Source organism: Comamonas sp. wu1-DMT (assembly GCF_040187805.1).
Lineage (GTDB): Bacteria > Pseudomonadota > Gammaproteobacteria > Burkholderiales > Burkholderiaceae_C > Comamonas > Comamonas thiooxydans.
The window spans coordinates 75,861-91,484 of record NZ_JBANEM010000020.1; the positions used below are offsets into that span (position 1 = coordinate 75,861).

The following is a 15,624-nucleotide window of genomic DNA, read 5'->3' on the forward strand; positions in this document are numbered from 1 at the left end:
GTGTTCATCCTTTGCAATAAATAGAGAGCGGTTTAAGGGAGAAGAAGGGGTTCAGCTGGCGGGCGCGTCCACCTCTGTTTTCAGCACAGGAGCACCGTCAACGATCAGGTGCGTGACGTCTGTGACATCGAGGCCAACGGGCACACAGACCACGCCAGGCGGAGTGACCTCTGCGACGATGGATTCGGGGCATTCCAGCATCTGAAAAATGACGGTTTCGCCGGCACGGTGCATTGCGTAGCGCATATGAATTACCTCTTTGAAACGATTACGGAAATGGAGCGGGCGGTTACCGTCGATGCAGGCGACGTGTTGTTGTTGGACACATAGAGGCGCACACGGCGACTCAGCCCGTTACCCGAGAACGTGAAGCTGAAAGACTTCATGCCGCCTGTGTTCATCGGGAACTGGAATTGCGTGCCACCATCCACTTGGATTTGCAAACCGCCCGCGCTGCCTGCCCCAACGTCTGCGTGAAAACTGACGATGTAGGTCGCATTGCCGTCAGCTGCTGGTGCAGTCACACCGAGAATTTCTCCGTTGACGGGCCCAACTAGATCCCCTGCCGTAACCCCAACTGCGACCGTCGCAATGTTGTAGTCAAGGTTCTCCATGGAAATGACACGCTGCGCGGTGAGGACGCCGCTGAAGCTGCCCGATGCGCCGGAGAGGTTGCCGGAGAAGACGGCATTGCCGTTGGAGATGTAGAACCCGGGGGCGAAGATGTTTCCGTTTGCCTCGATCTGCAGATAGCGGCCGCTGTTTGCATTGCCCAGCAAGATGCCGTTCGGGCCAATATGAAACCCGTTCTGACCAGCAGGCGGCCACTGATAGCCGGAGAAGCCACCCGAGTTCAAGCCGTTGCCGTTGATGGTGATACCGCCAATGGTCCCCGCAGTTGAAAAGATGCTTCCACGTACAGTCACCTGACAGAATTCGGCTTGGCCGTCTGAGTTGATGCTCCATCCTGTTGAGCCCGCCACGTAGTTCGAGGAGTTGATCCAAGATCCCACGGACAATTTGCCACCCGTAAGCTTGCTCACGTTGATGCTGGTGGCTTGAATGGTGTCCGCCACCAGGTTGCCGAAGCGGGCCCAGAGCGCCGTCACATTGCTGATATAGGCAGCGTCCATATAGACGCCGGCCGGGACAACCTGGCCGTTGACGGTCTGCGAAGTGGTCTGCACCGAGAACGGCTTGACGTTGCTCACGCCTGCAGGAGATCCGCTGGGGGCCGCGATCCAGAAGGAATTGGCCATCACCCCGAAATCGATCTGCGGACCCGCCGTGCCGCTGGTCGTGCCCGAGACACCGAAGCCGCCCACCACCTGCTGACCGCCCTGGGACAGCTGCATGCGCACGGAATACTGCGCACCCAAGTAGCCGTCGGTAGTGGCGCGGGCCGTGGCCTCGGTGGCAATGGCAGCTGCCGCTTGCTCGGCAGCGGTCACATCCTCCAGGGTGATGTAGTCCAGCTCGCAGAAACCCACCTGACCGTTGTAGTTCCCAAGGAACATCAACGACAGTAGCGCCGTCTTGTTCGCCATAGCACGCGGCGAGGCCTTGGTACCTGACCCAGTGGACGAGCCAGCCGCACGCCCCTGGAAGTAATACTCCACGGTCTGCCAAGCTCCCAGCGCAGGCGCCGCATTAGAAACGGCATAGTGCGCAGAGCTAAGGTCTGAGATTTCCGCGTTGTTAGTGTTCACAAACAACGTATTGACAGCATTGCGGGCAGCAATACCCAAGTAGACGGTGCCAGTGCCTGCTGTGCGCCTATATCGCGCGGTCAGCTTGTAGAGCTTGGCGTCATCAAAGGGAATCGTGGGCAAGTGACGCAACCACTTCAAACCGCTGGCCGTTGCATGACCCACAGTGAGAACCGCCCCGCCACGGCCATCAGCTGCAGCAGCCGTCACAAAGGTAGCTGCTGCGTTGCCGGCGACAGCAATCCATTCCGACTCCCCGCCCAGTGGATTCAGCGCCTGCAGGCCAGCCGCAGCAGAACCCACAGCCGCCTGCACCTGATCCAGGCGCGAGGACTCGCTGGTCACGCGGCCGTCGATGTTCGTCACCCTCGTATCCACCGCCGTCAATGCTGCGGCCGTGGCCAGCTGGCCAGTACCGGTGGGCATGCGGCTTTCCAGCGCTGTAGCGCGTGAAGCCAGAGCCGTGTCGGCATTCGCACGGGCAGTGGCCTCTGTGGTCACTGCGGCGTTGACGGCACTCAGGCCAGCCACGCCGTTGTCGCGCCAGGCCGTGACCGTAGTGCCGAGCTCGACCTGGGCGCGGTCCCACTCCACCCATCCAGCGCTGACCGTTGCCGTACCGTAGAAGCGGAAAATCACATGCAGCGCAGTGGTTCCAGCGGGCAGTTCAGCCGTCACCAGGGTGAGGCGCGTTCCGCTCTCGCCAGGCGTTACTACAGTGCCTGTGTATGTTGCCAAGCTCGCGCCAGTTGTCTGATCAGACTTAGCCTGGATGTACACACGCGCTGAGAGCCCAGCAGTCGCACGGACATAAACAGAGAGCGCCGCACGCTGTCCCGCTACCGCAGTCGGCTTGAAATTGTTGTTGGTGGTGACGTCTGAATAGAGAGAGGCGCTCAGCCCGGTGCAGTCCATGCGCTGGGCCTTGCCAAGCGGGTCAAGCCAGGATGAGAGCAGCGACGGTGTGGCGACAACTCCAGACGACTGCCCGCGCGCGTACCCATCAGCCAAGCCAGCGACGCTGCCCGCAATATCAAAACTTGGGTTATAGAGCAGGTTCTGCCCGCCAGCCTCCGACACGCCAGCCTGCAGGTTCGTGATTTGTGTGGCCTGAGAGGTCAGCGTGCCGTTGATCGTGGTGACGCTCGAATTCAGCCCGCTGATGGCCGTTGCCTGAGAGGTATTGACGCCCTCAGCTGCGGTCACGCGATTGGTCAACGCGGTCAGGGCCGACGAGGTTGATGTAATACTGCCTTCGGCATTCGTGACACGACTATCCAGCGCCTGAATTGCAGATGCATCGGCTGCATCACGCGCTAGGCTGTTATCGCGCCAGCCGGTTACAGCGGCGCCGAACTCAAACTGAGCGCGGTCCCATTCCACGAATCCGGTAAACGGCGCAGCGGTAGTCCCCGCGACTCTCAGCCCGACCCAAGCCAGAACTGCGTCAGAGCGTGGCGTCAAATTTTGCAGCAAGATCCGCTGCATCGATCCGTCAGATGTCAGCCCGCCTGTCCGCTCCTCAAGCCAAGTGCCTTGAGCATTCAGAAAACCAATCACGATTCGGACCAAGAACCCCGGCGTGGCTCTGAAATATGCAGAGGCTGATACCTTGTTATTGGCAGACAGGGATATGCGGTGGGTATCGGTCCAAATTTCTGCCCAGGTTGCCAGCCCTGTGTATTCGAGCCGCTGAGCAAGTTCAGATGGCGCCAAGAAGGATGGGACAAGACTCCTGACGGAATTTGGAGCTCCGCTACCGCCTCGGGTAACCCAGCCATCGGCCACCCCTGCTACTGCACCAGCAATTTCAAACGAAGGGTTGTAAAGCTGGTTCTGCCCGCCAGCCTCAGACAAGTTGTTTTCAAGGCTCGTGATAGCCGATCCCTGGCTGGTCAGCGTGCCGTTGATATTCGTCACGCTCGTTTGCAGGCCGCTGATCGCTGCGGCCTGCGAAGCGTTGACACCTTCAGCCGCCGTCACACGATTGGTCAGTGTGGTCAGCGCACCCGAGGTTGAAGAGATATTGCCCTCAGCATTGCTAACGCGGGAAGTGAGTGCCGTGGTGGCGTCAGCGTTCGCAGCATCGGCAGTGGCATCTTCAACCACGATGGTTTGCACACGCACCTGCAGGCCTGTCCCAACGCCGGTATGCAGACGCAAGCCAAAGCGCAGATACACAGAGGTCGCATTCCACGCAACAGCTCCGGCTGTGTTGGCAGCCTTGTCAGAGAACAACGCCGTGAACTCCACAACTTGGCCAGCCGAGGGCGCAGACACTGACGCACTCATGGCATCGGAGCCGCCCAGCGTGAAATCCGCCTTGTTCGTGCCAGCCACGATGTTGAGAGACACAGGAAATACCTGCGAGGCCATAACCTTGCAGCGCACCCGCACACGGTAGACACGCCCAGGCGCTGCGGGCACGACGCCCTTAGTCAGGACGTTTCCGCCCGCTGCCGTCCAGTTGGTGAAGTCCGCGCACACGCCAAAGTCCGCATCATTGGTCACGATAGTGCCAGGCGTAGTAGCCACGGTGGTGGGTGAGCCCTGACGTGCAGCCGTCCAGTTGCCCAGTCCTGCGCTGAAATCGCTGGGCAGCACTGGGCCATTGGTGATCGAATTTTGCAGCGCCGTGATGCTCTGGCCCTGAGTAGTGAGACTGCCCTCAGCTGCGGTCACACGGGTGTCCAGCGAGGACAGCGCCGAGGCATCTGCCTTCAGGTTCACGGACGTCTGCAGGTCTCGAACGGCATTCTTCCAGATAGTCCAGCCGTCATTGACGGTGGAATAGCGGCTGTACTGGTTGAGCTCGTCATCGGTACTGAAAACTTGGACGATGGGGCCACCAGTTGAGTCATTCCAGCGCACCGTTGTTTCCAGATAGCCGAATGATGATGTGCCTGGCGCGCCGATGACCGAGCGAGTCTTGAGCTCGCGCACCGTGCGGCGCTTGTAGTTGGCCCAGTACCAGCTGGGCGGCTGGTCCGTGCTGCGCGTGTCGGTGATGGTCAGCAGCTGGTCAACCGCCGACACCGAATTGCTCAGGCTCGTGACTTGACCAGACGTAGAGGTGATATTTCCCTCTGCCGCAGAGACACGCGAGGTCAGGCCCGACACAGCCGAGCTGGTGGCTGCATCGCGAGCCTGGCTGTTGTCGCGCCAGGCAGTGGCGACCATACCTGCCTCAAGCTGTGCACGATCCCACTCAACCCACACAGCCGCGCCGGCTAGGTCATAGACACGCAGAATCACGCGCAAGGTCGTGGTATTCGCATGCATGGGCCCCATCTGCAGCGTGGCGCGCATGCCCTCCCCTGGGATGAGTTGAGCACCTGTGAAGGTCTGCAGCGTCGCACCGGCAGAATCGAGTGATTGACCGAAGATCCGCACCTTCACGCCTGCCCCGGCCCGAACGAACACTGACAGCATGTAGCTGCCTGCAGCATCCACAACGGGATACAGGGCCGTTATCGGGTTGAAGTCCTTGTACTGGCCAGCTGTCAGCCCTGGCGCATCCACTCGGGCCGCGAATTCCTTGGCTGCCAGCCAAGAGGCAACGCGCGAGACCGTCGCCGTTCCTGCCCCACCCAGCGCCCAGCCATCGATAGAGCCGTTGCTTGCCAGCTGTTCATAGCTGGAGTTGTAGATCAGGTTGGATCCACCGGAGGCAGACAGGTTGTTCTGCAAACTGGTGATCTGACCGCTTTGGCTGGTCAGCGATCCCTCGGCCGCCGTCACTCTGGTATCCAGTGCCGTCACTGCAGCCGCCGTGGCCAGCGATCCGGTACCGGCAGGCAGCCGAGCCTCGATGGCTGTGGTGCGCGAGGCTGCTGCCGCATCGGCAGCGGCGCGTGCGGTGGCCTCATCGATCACGCTCGCCTCGCTGGCAGCCTTGCCGGTACCGGTGGGCATCCGGGCCTTGACGGCATCAATGGCCGTGGCATTGGCGCTGTCACCAGAAACACGCGCCTGGCGCTCGCTCCAGACCAGGCCGGATGTGACCTGGGCCACATCCGAGCCCGTGTAGCTGCCGCGCAGCTGGGCGGCCAGGGTGGTGCGGGCCGTGGCCTCTGCAGTCAGACCCTGCTCGGTCTGGGTAATACGGTTGGCGTGGTCGGCCAGCTGCGCCGCATGCGCGGCCACGGCTTCGCCCAGGCTGGCATAGTCGCCCACCAGATCCCAATAGGTGGCATTGGTGGGCAGGTTGCCCACGGTGTTGACCTTGGCCCTGTAGAGCTTGTTCTGGTACTTGACCAGTTGCCCCGCCTCATAGCCCTGGGCCGGGTCGAATTCGCTCGCGCCGATGATGTCCGAGACCTGGGCATTCACGGCATCGATGCGGGCCTGCAGGTCATTGGCCGCTGCATCCAGCTCTGCAGCCATGGCCGCCACATCCTGGCCGCGCGCTGCTGCCTCTGCGGCAATCGCCTGCGCGCGGCTGTTCGCCTCGGCTGTAATCGCCTGCGCACGGGTGTTGGCCTCTGCCGCCACAGCCTGGGCGCGCGCCTGGGCTTCGGCCAGCACGCGGGCATTGACGCTGCCCGCGCCTGTGCCGCTGATCAGGTCGATTTCCTTGGCCAGATCCGTATAGAGCTGGCTTTCGGTGATCTTGCCCTCCAGCACGTCCAGCAGCTTGCCCACGTCCTGGGCGGTCTCGAAGGTCACGCCGGCCGAGGGCAACGACTCCACACCGTCCACGCTGACATGTGTGACCCAGATGGTGTACTTGGTGCCCAGCTCGACCGGGATCGATGCGGGGTGCCCCTGCTCGGTGCCCACGGACTTGGCTGCGCTGAAAGCCGGGGCTGCGCCGCCCGTGGTCCAGGGCGCCGCATAGATCACGCTATGGTCGTGACCGTGGCCGTCGGTGTAGGTCGGGCTGGCCCAATTCACCTGCGCGGTAGTCATGAGCGGCACGGCCGTCACGCCCGTGGGCGCAGGGGGCGGCGTCAGGTCCGGTTCACGGATGTTCTCGAAAACCGTATCCAGCACCGCCACAAAGCGCACAACCCCAGTGGCCAGCTGGCCCGACGTATCGACCGCACGCAGGCCGAACGTCCACTGACCTGCATCCGGCTTGGTGGTCTCGAACTGCGCGAGATAGACATCATCGGCGGTGCCCAGCGGCTGCATGGCATCCCAATCGGCCACGCTCAGGGGCACATCGCCAGGCACATAGCGGATCTGCACGCCGGCAAAGGCTGCCGGGCGCTCGCCGGCGTACATCCAGGCAAAGCGGCGCAGACCGCCCTCCACCTGCTGCACCACGAAGGTGCCAGGGTTGCGCGGGGGCAGCTGCGTCATGGTGGTGATGTAGAGCAGCGTTGCCGACTGCCCGGACTGCCCATTCGCATTGAACGGCCGCACAACGATCAGCCACTCCCCCGCCCCATCGATGCGGAAGGTGCTGCGCGCGCCCTGGGCGTTGCCGTCCACCATGCGTAGCTCGGACCCGTCATGGCCGGCCCACACCTGGGCATGGTCGCAATCGCCCTCCACATCCCAGACACAGGACAGCTCGTACCACTCCGTATCACCCTGCAGATTGACTTTTTCGGTCACGCGCAGGTTCTTGACCACGGGGCGGCCCAGCTGGGGAATGCTGCTCTGGTTGGGCGCGGGCACATAGGTGCCGTTGAGCACGTAGTCCCAGAACTCGGGCCCTTCGGGCACGGCTGTGACGCGGGCGCCCTTGAGATCCGACTCGGGATCGATGCCCGTCACGCGCACGCGATAGCCTGGCGTGGCCTTGAAGTCGTAGCACCACAGCGTGTCGTGCGCGGGGTTGCCGATGCCCTCACCGGGGAATTCCAGATCCTCGGGCCACTCGCCCACCAGGGTGACAACGTCCGATTCGGCGGTCAGCGGCTGCACGGGCCACACGCGATAGTCGCGAGCACCAGGCACGCGCAGACCGATGTAGGCAGAGGCCAGGGGCGGCACCACTTCATCCAGGGTCAGACGCACCTGGGCGCCGATGCGCTGGGCAGACAACACGCGCCCGCCAAAGCCCCATTGCGTCAGGTCGTGGGACACCGACAGCACCGACAGCCGGCGATAGTCCAGATGCTCGATGTCTGCCGTGAAGTGAACGGTCTTGTACTGGTACAGGCTCTGAGCCAGGTGGTAGCGCGCCATGACGGCCGCATGGGCCTCGCTGGTGATGCCCTCGCCCGTCACTCTGGCCGGGCTGAGCATGGTGGTCACGCCGGGCGCCATGACGCGCAGAGTCGTCATCTCCCAGGTATCGCGGCTCAGCCATTGGTACTCGATGCCGTCGGCGGCGTTGCTCAGCGCGTAATCCACGCTAAAACCGCCCTTGAGCATGTTGGCCATGTTGACCACGGCGCTATTGGGCTGGCCGTTGGCCACAAAGACGGCGGTGGGCCGGCTGCCGTCGGTCCAGGCGAACTCACCCATGCCTGCCAGAGCCACCTCTTCACAGAAGGCACCCAGCGACATGCTGGAGGTCACCCACTTGTCATAGGTGTAGCCGCGGGCGGCGCAGTGCAGCATGAAGGCCTTCAGGCCCTCGATGTCGATCTGCTCATCAGACAGGCCGAAACCAAACTGCAAGACGCGCTGGCCCTGGCGGTCCGTCACCCACACGCCGCGCAGCGTCTGAAGCAGAATGGCGCCGGGGTTGGACAGACCGTCTGCGCGCGTGCTGGCCGTGGCCCATTCGGTGCCCTCCAGATGGGCATAGGCTTGGCGCGATAGGTGGCGCGCACTTGGTCCAGGCTGCCGCTGAGCTGGCCCGAGGCCCGGATCTTGATGCCGATGCGGCCCCACTGGCTGTAGTCGGTCGTGTCAGCTTGCACGCTCTTGAGAGACACCCAGTTGAACTTGCAGGCGTCGGCTGATCCGCCCTCGTTCCAGCGCGGCACGCCCAGCTTGGCCCGCACTTCATACTGTCCAGGCGCCACATCAAAGGAATGAGTACGGCGCAGCACATCGGTGCTGGAATTCGTGATCGTGCTGCTGGCCAGCGTACCCCAGGCAGTGGTGCCGACCAGGCGGGCCTCAATCGTCAGATCAACCGAGTTGGGCTTGATGTTGCCCTTGTTGTCTACGTCATACAGTTGGCCCTCGATGTCAAGCTGCAGCACACCCGCGCCGGCCGAGCCAGTGCGCGTAATCCAGTCGCCGCCGTTGACGAACTCTGCGCCGGCAACGGCATCGACATTGCTGTACAGCGGCACATCCTGACTGGGCATGCCTGGGAAGCCGTTGTAGTAGATGCTCACATCGTTGTAGTTGCCGATGGGCGTATCCCCGATGGCGAGATCCGCAGCGCTATGCACGTTGATGCCGCCGAGCAGGATCGTGCTCAGGTACTGGTCGTCGCCCTCATACCAAGCATAGGACTTGCTGGCCAGGTCAGGCGTCACGCGCATCTCGCCCCAGAGCACAGGGATGGACTCATAGGGCCGCGAGGTGTTTCGCTGGTCGCTTAGGCTGTAGATCTGCTTCTGCGCCTGGGAGTGAACAGAGGGAATCTTGGGGCCCAGCACCTTGTTGATCAGCACCGATCCAGCAATGAACACGCCGAACTGGATCGCAGAAAGGTACATCCCCGCCGCGGCCGAAACATACGTCCCACCAAGGGCTCCGTAAATGCCGCCGGCGATGCCGCCAGAAAAGTAGGTCAGTGCAGCCAGGGCCACCAATTGCAGTGCACTCTTACGCAGCACGGCCCGGCAGGCGATCAACTGCCCATGCTTGGGATAGGTATGCGCCCACATGGTCTGCGGCACCATGGCCCCGCCAATCATCACCGTCCAGGCTCCCGAGCGGATACCGGGCACATGGCGCTCGAGGAAGGTTGCCAGGCTCTCGCCAGGCTGCAGATCTGCCGGCACGTTGCGCTGGCCGTCCAGCGTCAACGCATTGGGCGAGACAACCAGCCGACCCGCCATGTCCAGCACATCGGCGGGAACCCCGCCAACGGCAGCCACAGCGACAGATTCAGCGCGATTCACTTCCATCGGTAATAGCCCTCAACGACCAGGCCGTAGCCTTGCAAGTCTTGCACCCGGTGCAGCACAGACGCACCCAGCTTGTGGGAGGTATGCAGCACATGTGGTGCGTAATTGGTAAACACATAAATGCCGATATGGCCGGCCTGCTCGGCATCGAAGTCGCGCATCAACACGGCATCGCCGTCGTGCGGAACCAGCACAGCCGTGCCGAGTTCGGAGCAGTAGCCGGCGATCGCCGCAGCCTGGGCGTCCAACTCGAGCGGCCGCACGCGCTTGCCGGCCAGCACCACCTCACGGCCGAACAGCTCTCGCTGCAGCAGCAAGGCTAGGTCTGCGCAGTCCATATGCCGTGGGCAATAGGGAATGCCAACGAAGCGATCGAGTTGCAAGGCATCCAGCATCAGAAGACCCCCGGCAAGGTGTGTGGGTTGGCAATCTGCAGACAGGCCGAGCGGCGCATGAGCTCGTCCACGCTGCAGGAGGCCTGGGCAGACGCCCCGCTGATGCTCACGCTGGACATGGGCAGCCAGTAAACGTGCTGGTGCACATCGGGCTGATCGCGCGGCACGATGATCAGCTTGGCCATCGTGGTGGTGCCCGGCTGGCGGCGCTCGAGTTCGTCGCTGACGCCGCGGCCTACGTTGTCCATGCTCAGGCGCATTCGAGGTGCCTGGCCGGAAACGTCGTCGGGCAACGTGAAGCCGAATGGCAGGCCGATGTAACTGATGCCACGGCTCACGAAGTCCTGCACGTCGTTGCAGATATGCATGGACTCCGAAAAGCTGGGGTTGGAGACCTCGAGCAGCTCGATATGCCCGACGTCGTCGGTCAATCGCTGGTTTCGCGTGCGAAAGTCATTCATCGCAGGTACTCCAGCACGCAGGAGCGCTTGCTCTGTGCATACTCAGCAATAGTGGGCACCAGCTTGCCGATGGCTCCATCTTTGAAGCGACCTGTGCGAAGCGTCTGAGTCCGCGGATCTGTCCACGTGAAAAAGCCGATGCGCTTTATGGTGTTGAAGTACCAGTCGTAGAAGGACTCAGCATCTGCAGCACTGTCGAACAGCAGCGTGACGGGCACTTCCACCACGACACGGCTCTGGCCCACGCGCTGCTTGGCCATGCCGCGCTCCATTTCGCTCTTGATGACGCCTGGGTCGAACTCTTCGCCGGTATCGTCCAGCAGGATGGTGAGATAGTCTGGGAGTTGCGCCATGGTCAGGCCTCCTGCAAGTTAAAGCGCTGCCTGGTGGCGCGGGCCGTAACCCCACCAGAGGCCGTGTCTTCTGCGACGGCCTTGAGGATCAGCTTGATGGCGACGCTGCCATCAGCACGGTTTTGCGACTGGACCTGGGCCTCGACAGGAGCACCCTGGTTGATGACCTGCATGTCGATGCGTACAGGAGCAGACTGGGCACCGCCAGCAGGAGCAGAGCCAGCAGCCTGCAGAGGGGTCACGTAGCCATTGGCGCCGGCCATCATCAGGAACTGCTGATCACCGATGTTGAGCAGCTCAGGGATCTTTCGCTCATTGACCTCATAGAGGTTGCCGGCCGTCACGGGGCCGCCGTTGGCGCGGCCGCCAGCCACCGAGCCCAGATCGATGCCACTGACCGAGCCCCAGCCCGAGACAGCCATGGTTTCAGCACCTGTGGCCTGCACGCCGGGGGCTTGCGTGCCGCCGCCGAAGAGTTGCGTCACACCGCTGATCAACGTGCCCAGCAGCCCGTTGCCTTTGGCCCCACCCAGAATCGACACCATCTGGGCGCGGAGCTGAATGCGGATCAGCTCAGAAATGACCGACTGGGCATAGTCCTTGAAGCTGCTCTTGCCAGTCATGGCAAATGACAGGGCCGCATCCTCCAGGCCGCCATAGACCCGGTTGAACACACCAGCGGTTTGCTCTGCCACATTGGCGGCGCTTGCGGCGTAGTCGTCGAATGCCTTTGTGGCGCCCGTCAGCCAATTGCCCTGGGCCTGCCCAATGGCATCGAACGTGTTCTTGTAGCTGGCCTTGGCCCTGCGCTCGAATTCATCGATCTGCTGGGCCTTTTCGTTGTAGAAGCTCTCCAGATACGGAGTGAGCTGACCGCCAGAACGGGCACGCGCCTGCTCACGATCACGGTTGTTGTCGTAGCGGCGGCCAGCATAGGCGTCCTTGATCTGGTTGATGCCGTTGTAGTACTCGCGCTGACGCCCGCCCATACCAACGAGCTGCACTTCGCGCTCCTGAGCTCGCTGCAGAGTGGACAGGTACTGCTCCGCCTCGACTCGGGATTGCTCGATGGCCATGGCCTGCTGTGCAAATGGCTGCTTGGCCAACAGGACTGCCTGGGCCTGAATAAGGCGCTGCAGACTTTCCTCAGTGCCATCGTAGGCAGCGCTGATCTGCTTCCACTGCTGGGCGAAGTTGGGAGCCAGTGGCGAGTTCTCCGACAGCAGCTGATCGGTCAGCTTGCTACCCTTGCGTGCATCGGCAAGCTTTTCCTGGGCCTGCAGGTCGGCCATAGCCGCTTCGACATTCTTACGGTGAGCATCCGATAGCTTGAGACGCCCCGCAGCAACATCGTTATCCAGCTTCGCACGGATCTTCTGGCTTTCGGTGAGCTCGCGGTCGACCTCCAGCTCCTTCTTGGCTTCATCAACCTTGGTTCGGATGCTGGAGATCAGAGTCTCATAAGCAGTCTGCTCTCTCCTGCCTGCAGCGCCAGAGCCTTTGTCCTTGAACTGCTCCTCGGTGGCTTTCTGAAGCTTCAGGTAGTCATCCTTGACCTTCTGCCGAGCAACTTCATCGTCTCCAACCGCCTTGAGCTTCTTTTGATAATCACTCTCGAGGCTGATTAATGCCTTTTTCTTCTTGGCCTGGTTGTCGGCGTGTTGATCGAGCAGTGCTTCCCATTTTTCCGTCGCCTTTAGGTTGACGGCACGGGCACTCTCCGAGGCAGCTGTCTCTCGCTCTGTGACTTGCTGCTTTCGGAGCACTTCAAGATGTGCCTCGGCAGCATCAAGCATCGGCTTGATACGACCGTCCCAAGGTGAGGCACTGGCTCGCTGGCGAAGGTTGTCGACAGTCTCCTGCTGCTTTTTAATCAGGTCATCGGTAGCAGACTCCCGGCCAACGCTCTTAATGAGATCCCAGACGTCCTTGATGGCGTCCTTGATTGCGATCCAGCTCCGTTCGACCAATCCCAGATGCTTGACCATTTCATCGGATCGCGACACCAGCGAGTCCGCAAAGGCCTTCTGAGCCACCTTGACTGCTTCCGTCGTGCGCCCTTGATCTTCGAGCGCCTTGATCTGCAGATAGACCGCAGAGGTCAGATAGTTCGTGCCCTCGTTGAGCTTGAGGGTTGCCTTCAGGGGATCGTTCTGCAGGCTGGCGAACTTTTCAGCTGTCTTGTCCACGGCAGTGCCTGTGGCGCGCTCCCAGCGAATCGCCACTTCCGAATAGTCACGGAGCTGGTCGCCACCGCGAACACCTGCCGCCACCATGGCAGTTATTGCTTCAACGGCCTTGCCATGGGTGCCTATCACGCCGTCGATACTCACCGCATAGGCACGCATCTGGCTCAAAGTTACCCCAGATGCATTACCGGACATCACCACGGCTTCGCGCATTCTGTCGACTTCGCGGCTGCCCTGGTAATAAGCAAGAGCCAACACGCCGACTGCCCCTGCTGCAACCGTGTAGGGATTGATCAAGCCAAGGATGTAGCCAGCCAACGCCTTTGCGGCTGCACCTGTGCCGCCGAACATATCCTTGAGCTGGCCGCCCTGCTGCAGCAACACTGTCAGCGGCTGCTGACCACCCTGCAGGGAAACGACGATATCGGTGAACTGCGCAGGCACCATGCGCATAGCCGCTGCAGTCTGTGCAGCGCTTACACCGGTGGCACCGAATGACTTCTCGGCCTGTCGCAGGTGGGCGATCATGGGCGCCGCCTGCGTGGACAGCCCGCGCTGGGCTGCCTGCATTTCCAGAATATCAGCGGTGGTCTTGCCAATCTGGCTTGACCGCTCCTGCAGTGACCGCAGGAATGCGTTGTCCGAGGCCAGCTTCTTCTCAGCCGCTTCCTGCTGGTGCAGAGCATTGACCCAGAAATCCACATAGCCAGCGTCGGTGGCCAGCTTCTTCGCGGACTGATGCTGGGCCTCAAACAGCGCAGTGGCGCTCATGCGCTGCTCGGCACCGCTGGCCTCTTGCAGCGCCTCACGCCAGCCGTTGACATAGACAGAAGAGTCCACCAGTCGCTTTGCGCCGGCAGACTGAACGTCAAACAGGCCGGTGACCGTTTTGCGCGACCGCGCTACGGCCTCTGCCAGCTCGGCGTCGTCACCCGAGATGACGAATTTGAGGAACTGGACAGCCTCGCTCATGCGTGCACCTCAACGGCCCCGCTTTGCGCGTCTGCGGAGCATGCTTGATAGGGCACCACTGACGCGGCCACGGCGCTCAGCCGCCTGCTCCGGGGTTTCATGTGCGCTGCCAGGCGCAGCGGCCATGGGGTCCGTGGCCGTGGCAAGCTCTGCGCAATACGAGCACGAGAGCTGCCGCAGCGTTGCACTTTCCCAGGGCGATAGCTGCAGACCGGTGACCTGCTGCCAGGCGTTGATCTGCAAATAGCCGATGGGCACCAAGCCCATGCCGTTGTGCTCTGCCGGCCCAAAATCCCAGAGGTACTCGAGCAGATACGCAGCAGGGCCGGCTTCAGGCACATCGTGCGTTCGGCCTTCCTCTGCCAGTTTCTGACGACGTGTGAGCGGTTGTTCTTCACTGCGGCGGGGCTTCTTGGATGGGTTCGACGGCTTGAGCGTGGCGCTGAGCCACGCGAGGGTGCGGACGTGCAGCGTCAGGCTTTGGCTGCACCCTTGCAAAAATTTGCCCAGTCACCTGCGAAGCTGTTGACCTGATCGGTGATGTAGCCGCACGAGGGGTCGGCAAACAGACCGCGCAAGAACTCGCGCTGGGTCTGGCCTTCGAAGTCGAAGCCGGTGATGTCTGCGACCATGTCCGCCAGCAGCTCGGCTCCGTCCGCATGGCGCTCTTCATCCGTCAGATTGCGAGAACGGCCTTCATCACCAGCCTGGCGCAGCAATTCGAGGATGCGTTGCCTGGCGGCCTGCTGTGCCTTACGGTGTTGCTCGGAGCCTGGGCCGTAGATCGTGACGATGACCGGCTGAGCCGCGATTTCCACACCGGCCTCGCCCGCCTCGGGGGAGAACATCATGGGGATACCACGAACATCCTTGAGGTGCAGGGTGCCGGTTTGGACAGTCTGGAGAGAGGAACGCTTGATGAGGCCCATGTCTATTTCCTTGATTCGTTATGAAAGTGAGTGCACCCAGCCGATCAGGGCACAGCAACAAAGGAGGCGGTCACGTTGACGGCGGCGGCAACTTGCGTGTCCACGCGCGGGTTATCCGTGCTGTCGTCGCTCCACTTACTGAAGGCAAAGCCGTCAGCGGCCTTGGCAGTGACTGGCGTACCGCTACCGCCTTCGGCCACGATCTGAGTGGCCACGCCCAGAATGGAGCCGTTCGTGCCGGCCTGGTACTTGAGCTGGAAGGTTGGAGGCTCGACCTCGAGGATGTCGCTGTCGATTTCCAGCACGGCGGTCTTGCCGGTGATGCTGTCCACGCCGCCCACATTGGTCTTGAAGGACATGCATTGCGCCGTGAAGTAGTGGCAGGTGCCATCCTGCAGACGGATGCAGTAGCTGAAGCTGTCATCGGATTCGGAGGCAGCAGCCATCAGCTTCTGACCGGCATCGTTCTTGGAACGTGCCATGGGCAGCGTGATGGCGCCTTCATCGAAGGAGCCCTTGCGCTTGTTGTTGATTTCCACCCAGAAGTGACCCACTAGCCCCCGGTTTTTCCATCTCAATCTGACCCACGCATTAACCCTAGCCTGCTGCTTTCTTGTGCAGCAGG

At 61.9% G+C, this 15,624-nt stretch carries 10 protein-coding genes; all 10 read right to left on the reverse strand.

What is annotated here, in order from left to right; translation table 11 throughout:
• Positions 1-51 precede the first annotated feature (51 nt).
• The gene (locus tag V8Z78_RS22465) at positions 52-246 is read right to left on the reverse strand and encodes a hypothetical protein (protein ID WP_349732182.1); all 195 of its coding nucleotides are present in this window, start codon (positions 244-246) and stop codon (positions 52-54) included.
• Between the two features lie 5 nt (positions 247-251).
• The gene (locus V8Z78_RS22470) at positions 252-8,321 is read right to left on the reverse strand and encodes a phage tail tip fiber protein (RefSeq protein WP_349732183.1); all 8,070 of its coding nucleotides are present in this window, start codon (positions 8,319-8,321) and stop codon (positions 252-254) included.
• Complete coding sequence (gene gpJ / locus V8Z78_RS22475) at positions 8,312-9,700, reverse strand: TipJ family phage tail tip protein (protein WP_349732184.1); 1,389 nt, start codon at positions 9,698-9,700, stop codon at positions 8,312-8,314. The genes V8Z78_RS22470 and gpJ overlap by 10 nt, the downstream gene beginning before the upstream one ends.
• On the reverse strand, positions 9,691-10,095 hold the full coding sequence (locus tag V8Z78_RS22480; RefSeq protein WP_349732185.1) for a hypothetical protein: 405 nt from the start codon (positions 10,093-10,095) through the stop codon (positions 9,691-9,693). Before V8Z78_RS22480 ends, gpJ begins: the two co-directional genes overlap by 10 nt.
• A complete protein-coding gene (locus V8Z78_RS22485; protein WP_349732186.1) occupies positions 10,095-10,556 on the reverse strand; it encodes a DUF1833 family protein in 462 nt (153 codons plus the stop codon). The genes V8Z78_RS22480 and V8Z78_RS22485 overlap by 1 nt, the downstream gene beginning before the upstream one ends.
• On the reverse strand, positions 10,553-10,909 hold the full coding sequence (locus V8Z78_RS22490) for a hypothetical protein (RefSeq protein WP_349732187.1): 357 nt from the start codon (positions 10,907-10,909) through the stop codon (positions 10,553-10,555). The genes V8Z78_RS22485 and V8Z78_RS22490 overlap by 4 nt, the downstream gene beginning before the upstream one ends.
• A 2-nt stretch (positions 10,910-10,911) precedes the next feature.
• A complete protein-coding gene (locus V8Z78_RS22495; RefSeq protein ID WP_349732188.1) occupies positions 10,912-14,070 on the reverse strand; it encodes a phage tail tape measure protein in 3,159 nt (1,052 codons plus the stop codon).
• Between the two features lie 9 nt (positions 14,071-14,079).
• Positions 14,080-14,409, reverse strand: a complete 330-nt coding sequence (locus V8Z78_RS22500) for a hypothetical protein (RefSeq protein ID WP_349732189.1) — start codon at positions 14,407-14,409, stop codon at positions 14,080-14,082.
• A 134-nt stretch (positions 14,410-14,543) separates the two neighbouring features.
• Positions 14,544-14,999: a hypothetical protein gene (locus V8Z78_RS22505; protein ID WP_349732190.1), complete on the reverse strand. Its 456-nt coding sequence runs from the start codon at positions 14,997-14,999 to the stop codon at positions 14,544-14,546.
• A 44-nt stretch (positions 15,000-15,043) separates the two neighbouring features.
• On the reverse strand, positions 15,044-15,624 hold a 581-nt coding region (locus tag V8Z78_RS22510), incomplete at its 5' end, for an InlB B-repeat-containing protein (RefSeq protein WP_349732191.1).

Bases quoted from the DNA above. Each gene is read 5' to 3' on its own strand.
- V8Z78_RS22465 (WP_349732182.1), bottom strand. From the start codon at position 246: ATGCGCTACGCAATGCACCGTGCCGGCGAAACCGTCATTTTTCAGATG.
- gpJ (WP_349732184.1), bottom strand. From the start codon at position 9,700: ATGGAAGTGAATCGCGCTGAATCTGTCGCTGTGGCTGCCGTTGGCGGG.
- V8Z78_RS22485 (WP_349732186.1), bottom strand. From the start codon at position 10,556: ATGAATGACTTTCGCACGCGAAACCAGCGATTGACCGACGACGTCGGG.
- V8Z78_RS22480 (WP_349732185.1), bottom strand. From the start codon at position 10,095: ATGCTGGATGCCTTGCAACTCGATCGCTTCGTTGGCATTCCCTATTGC.
- V8Z78_RS22490 (WP_349732187.1), bottom strand. From the start codon at position 10,909: ATGGCGCAACTCCCAGACTATCTCACCATCCTGCTGGACGATACCGGC.
- V8Z78_RS22495 (WP_349732188.1), bottom strand. From the start codon at position 14,070: ATGAGCGAGGCTGTCCAGTTCCTCAAATTCGTCATCTCGGGTGACGAC.
- V8Z78_RS22505 (WP_349732190.1), bottom strand. From the start codon at position 14,999: ATGGGCCTCATCAAGCGTTCCTCTCTCCAGACTGTCCAAACCGGCACC.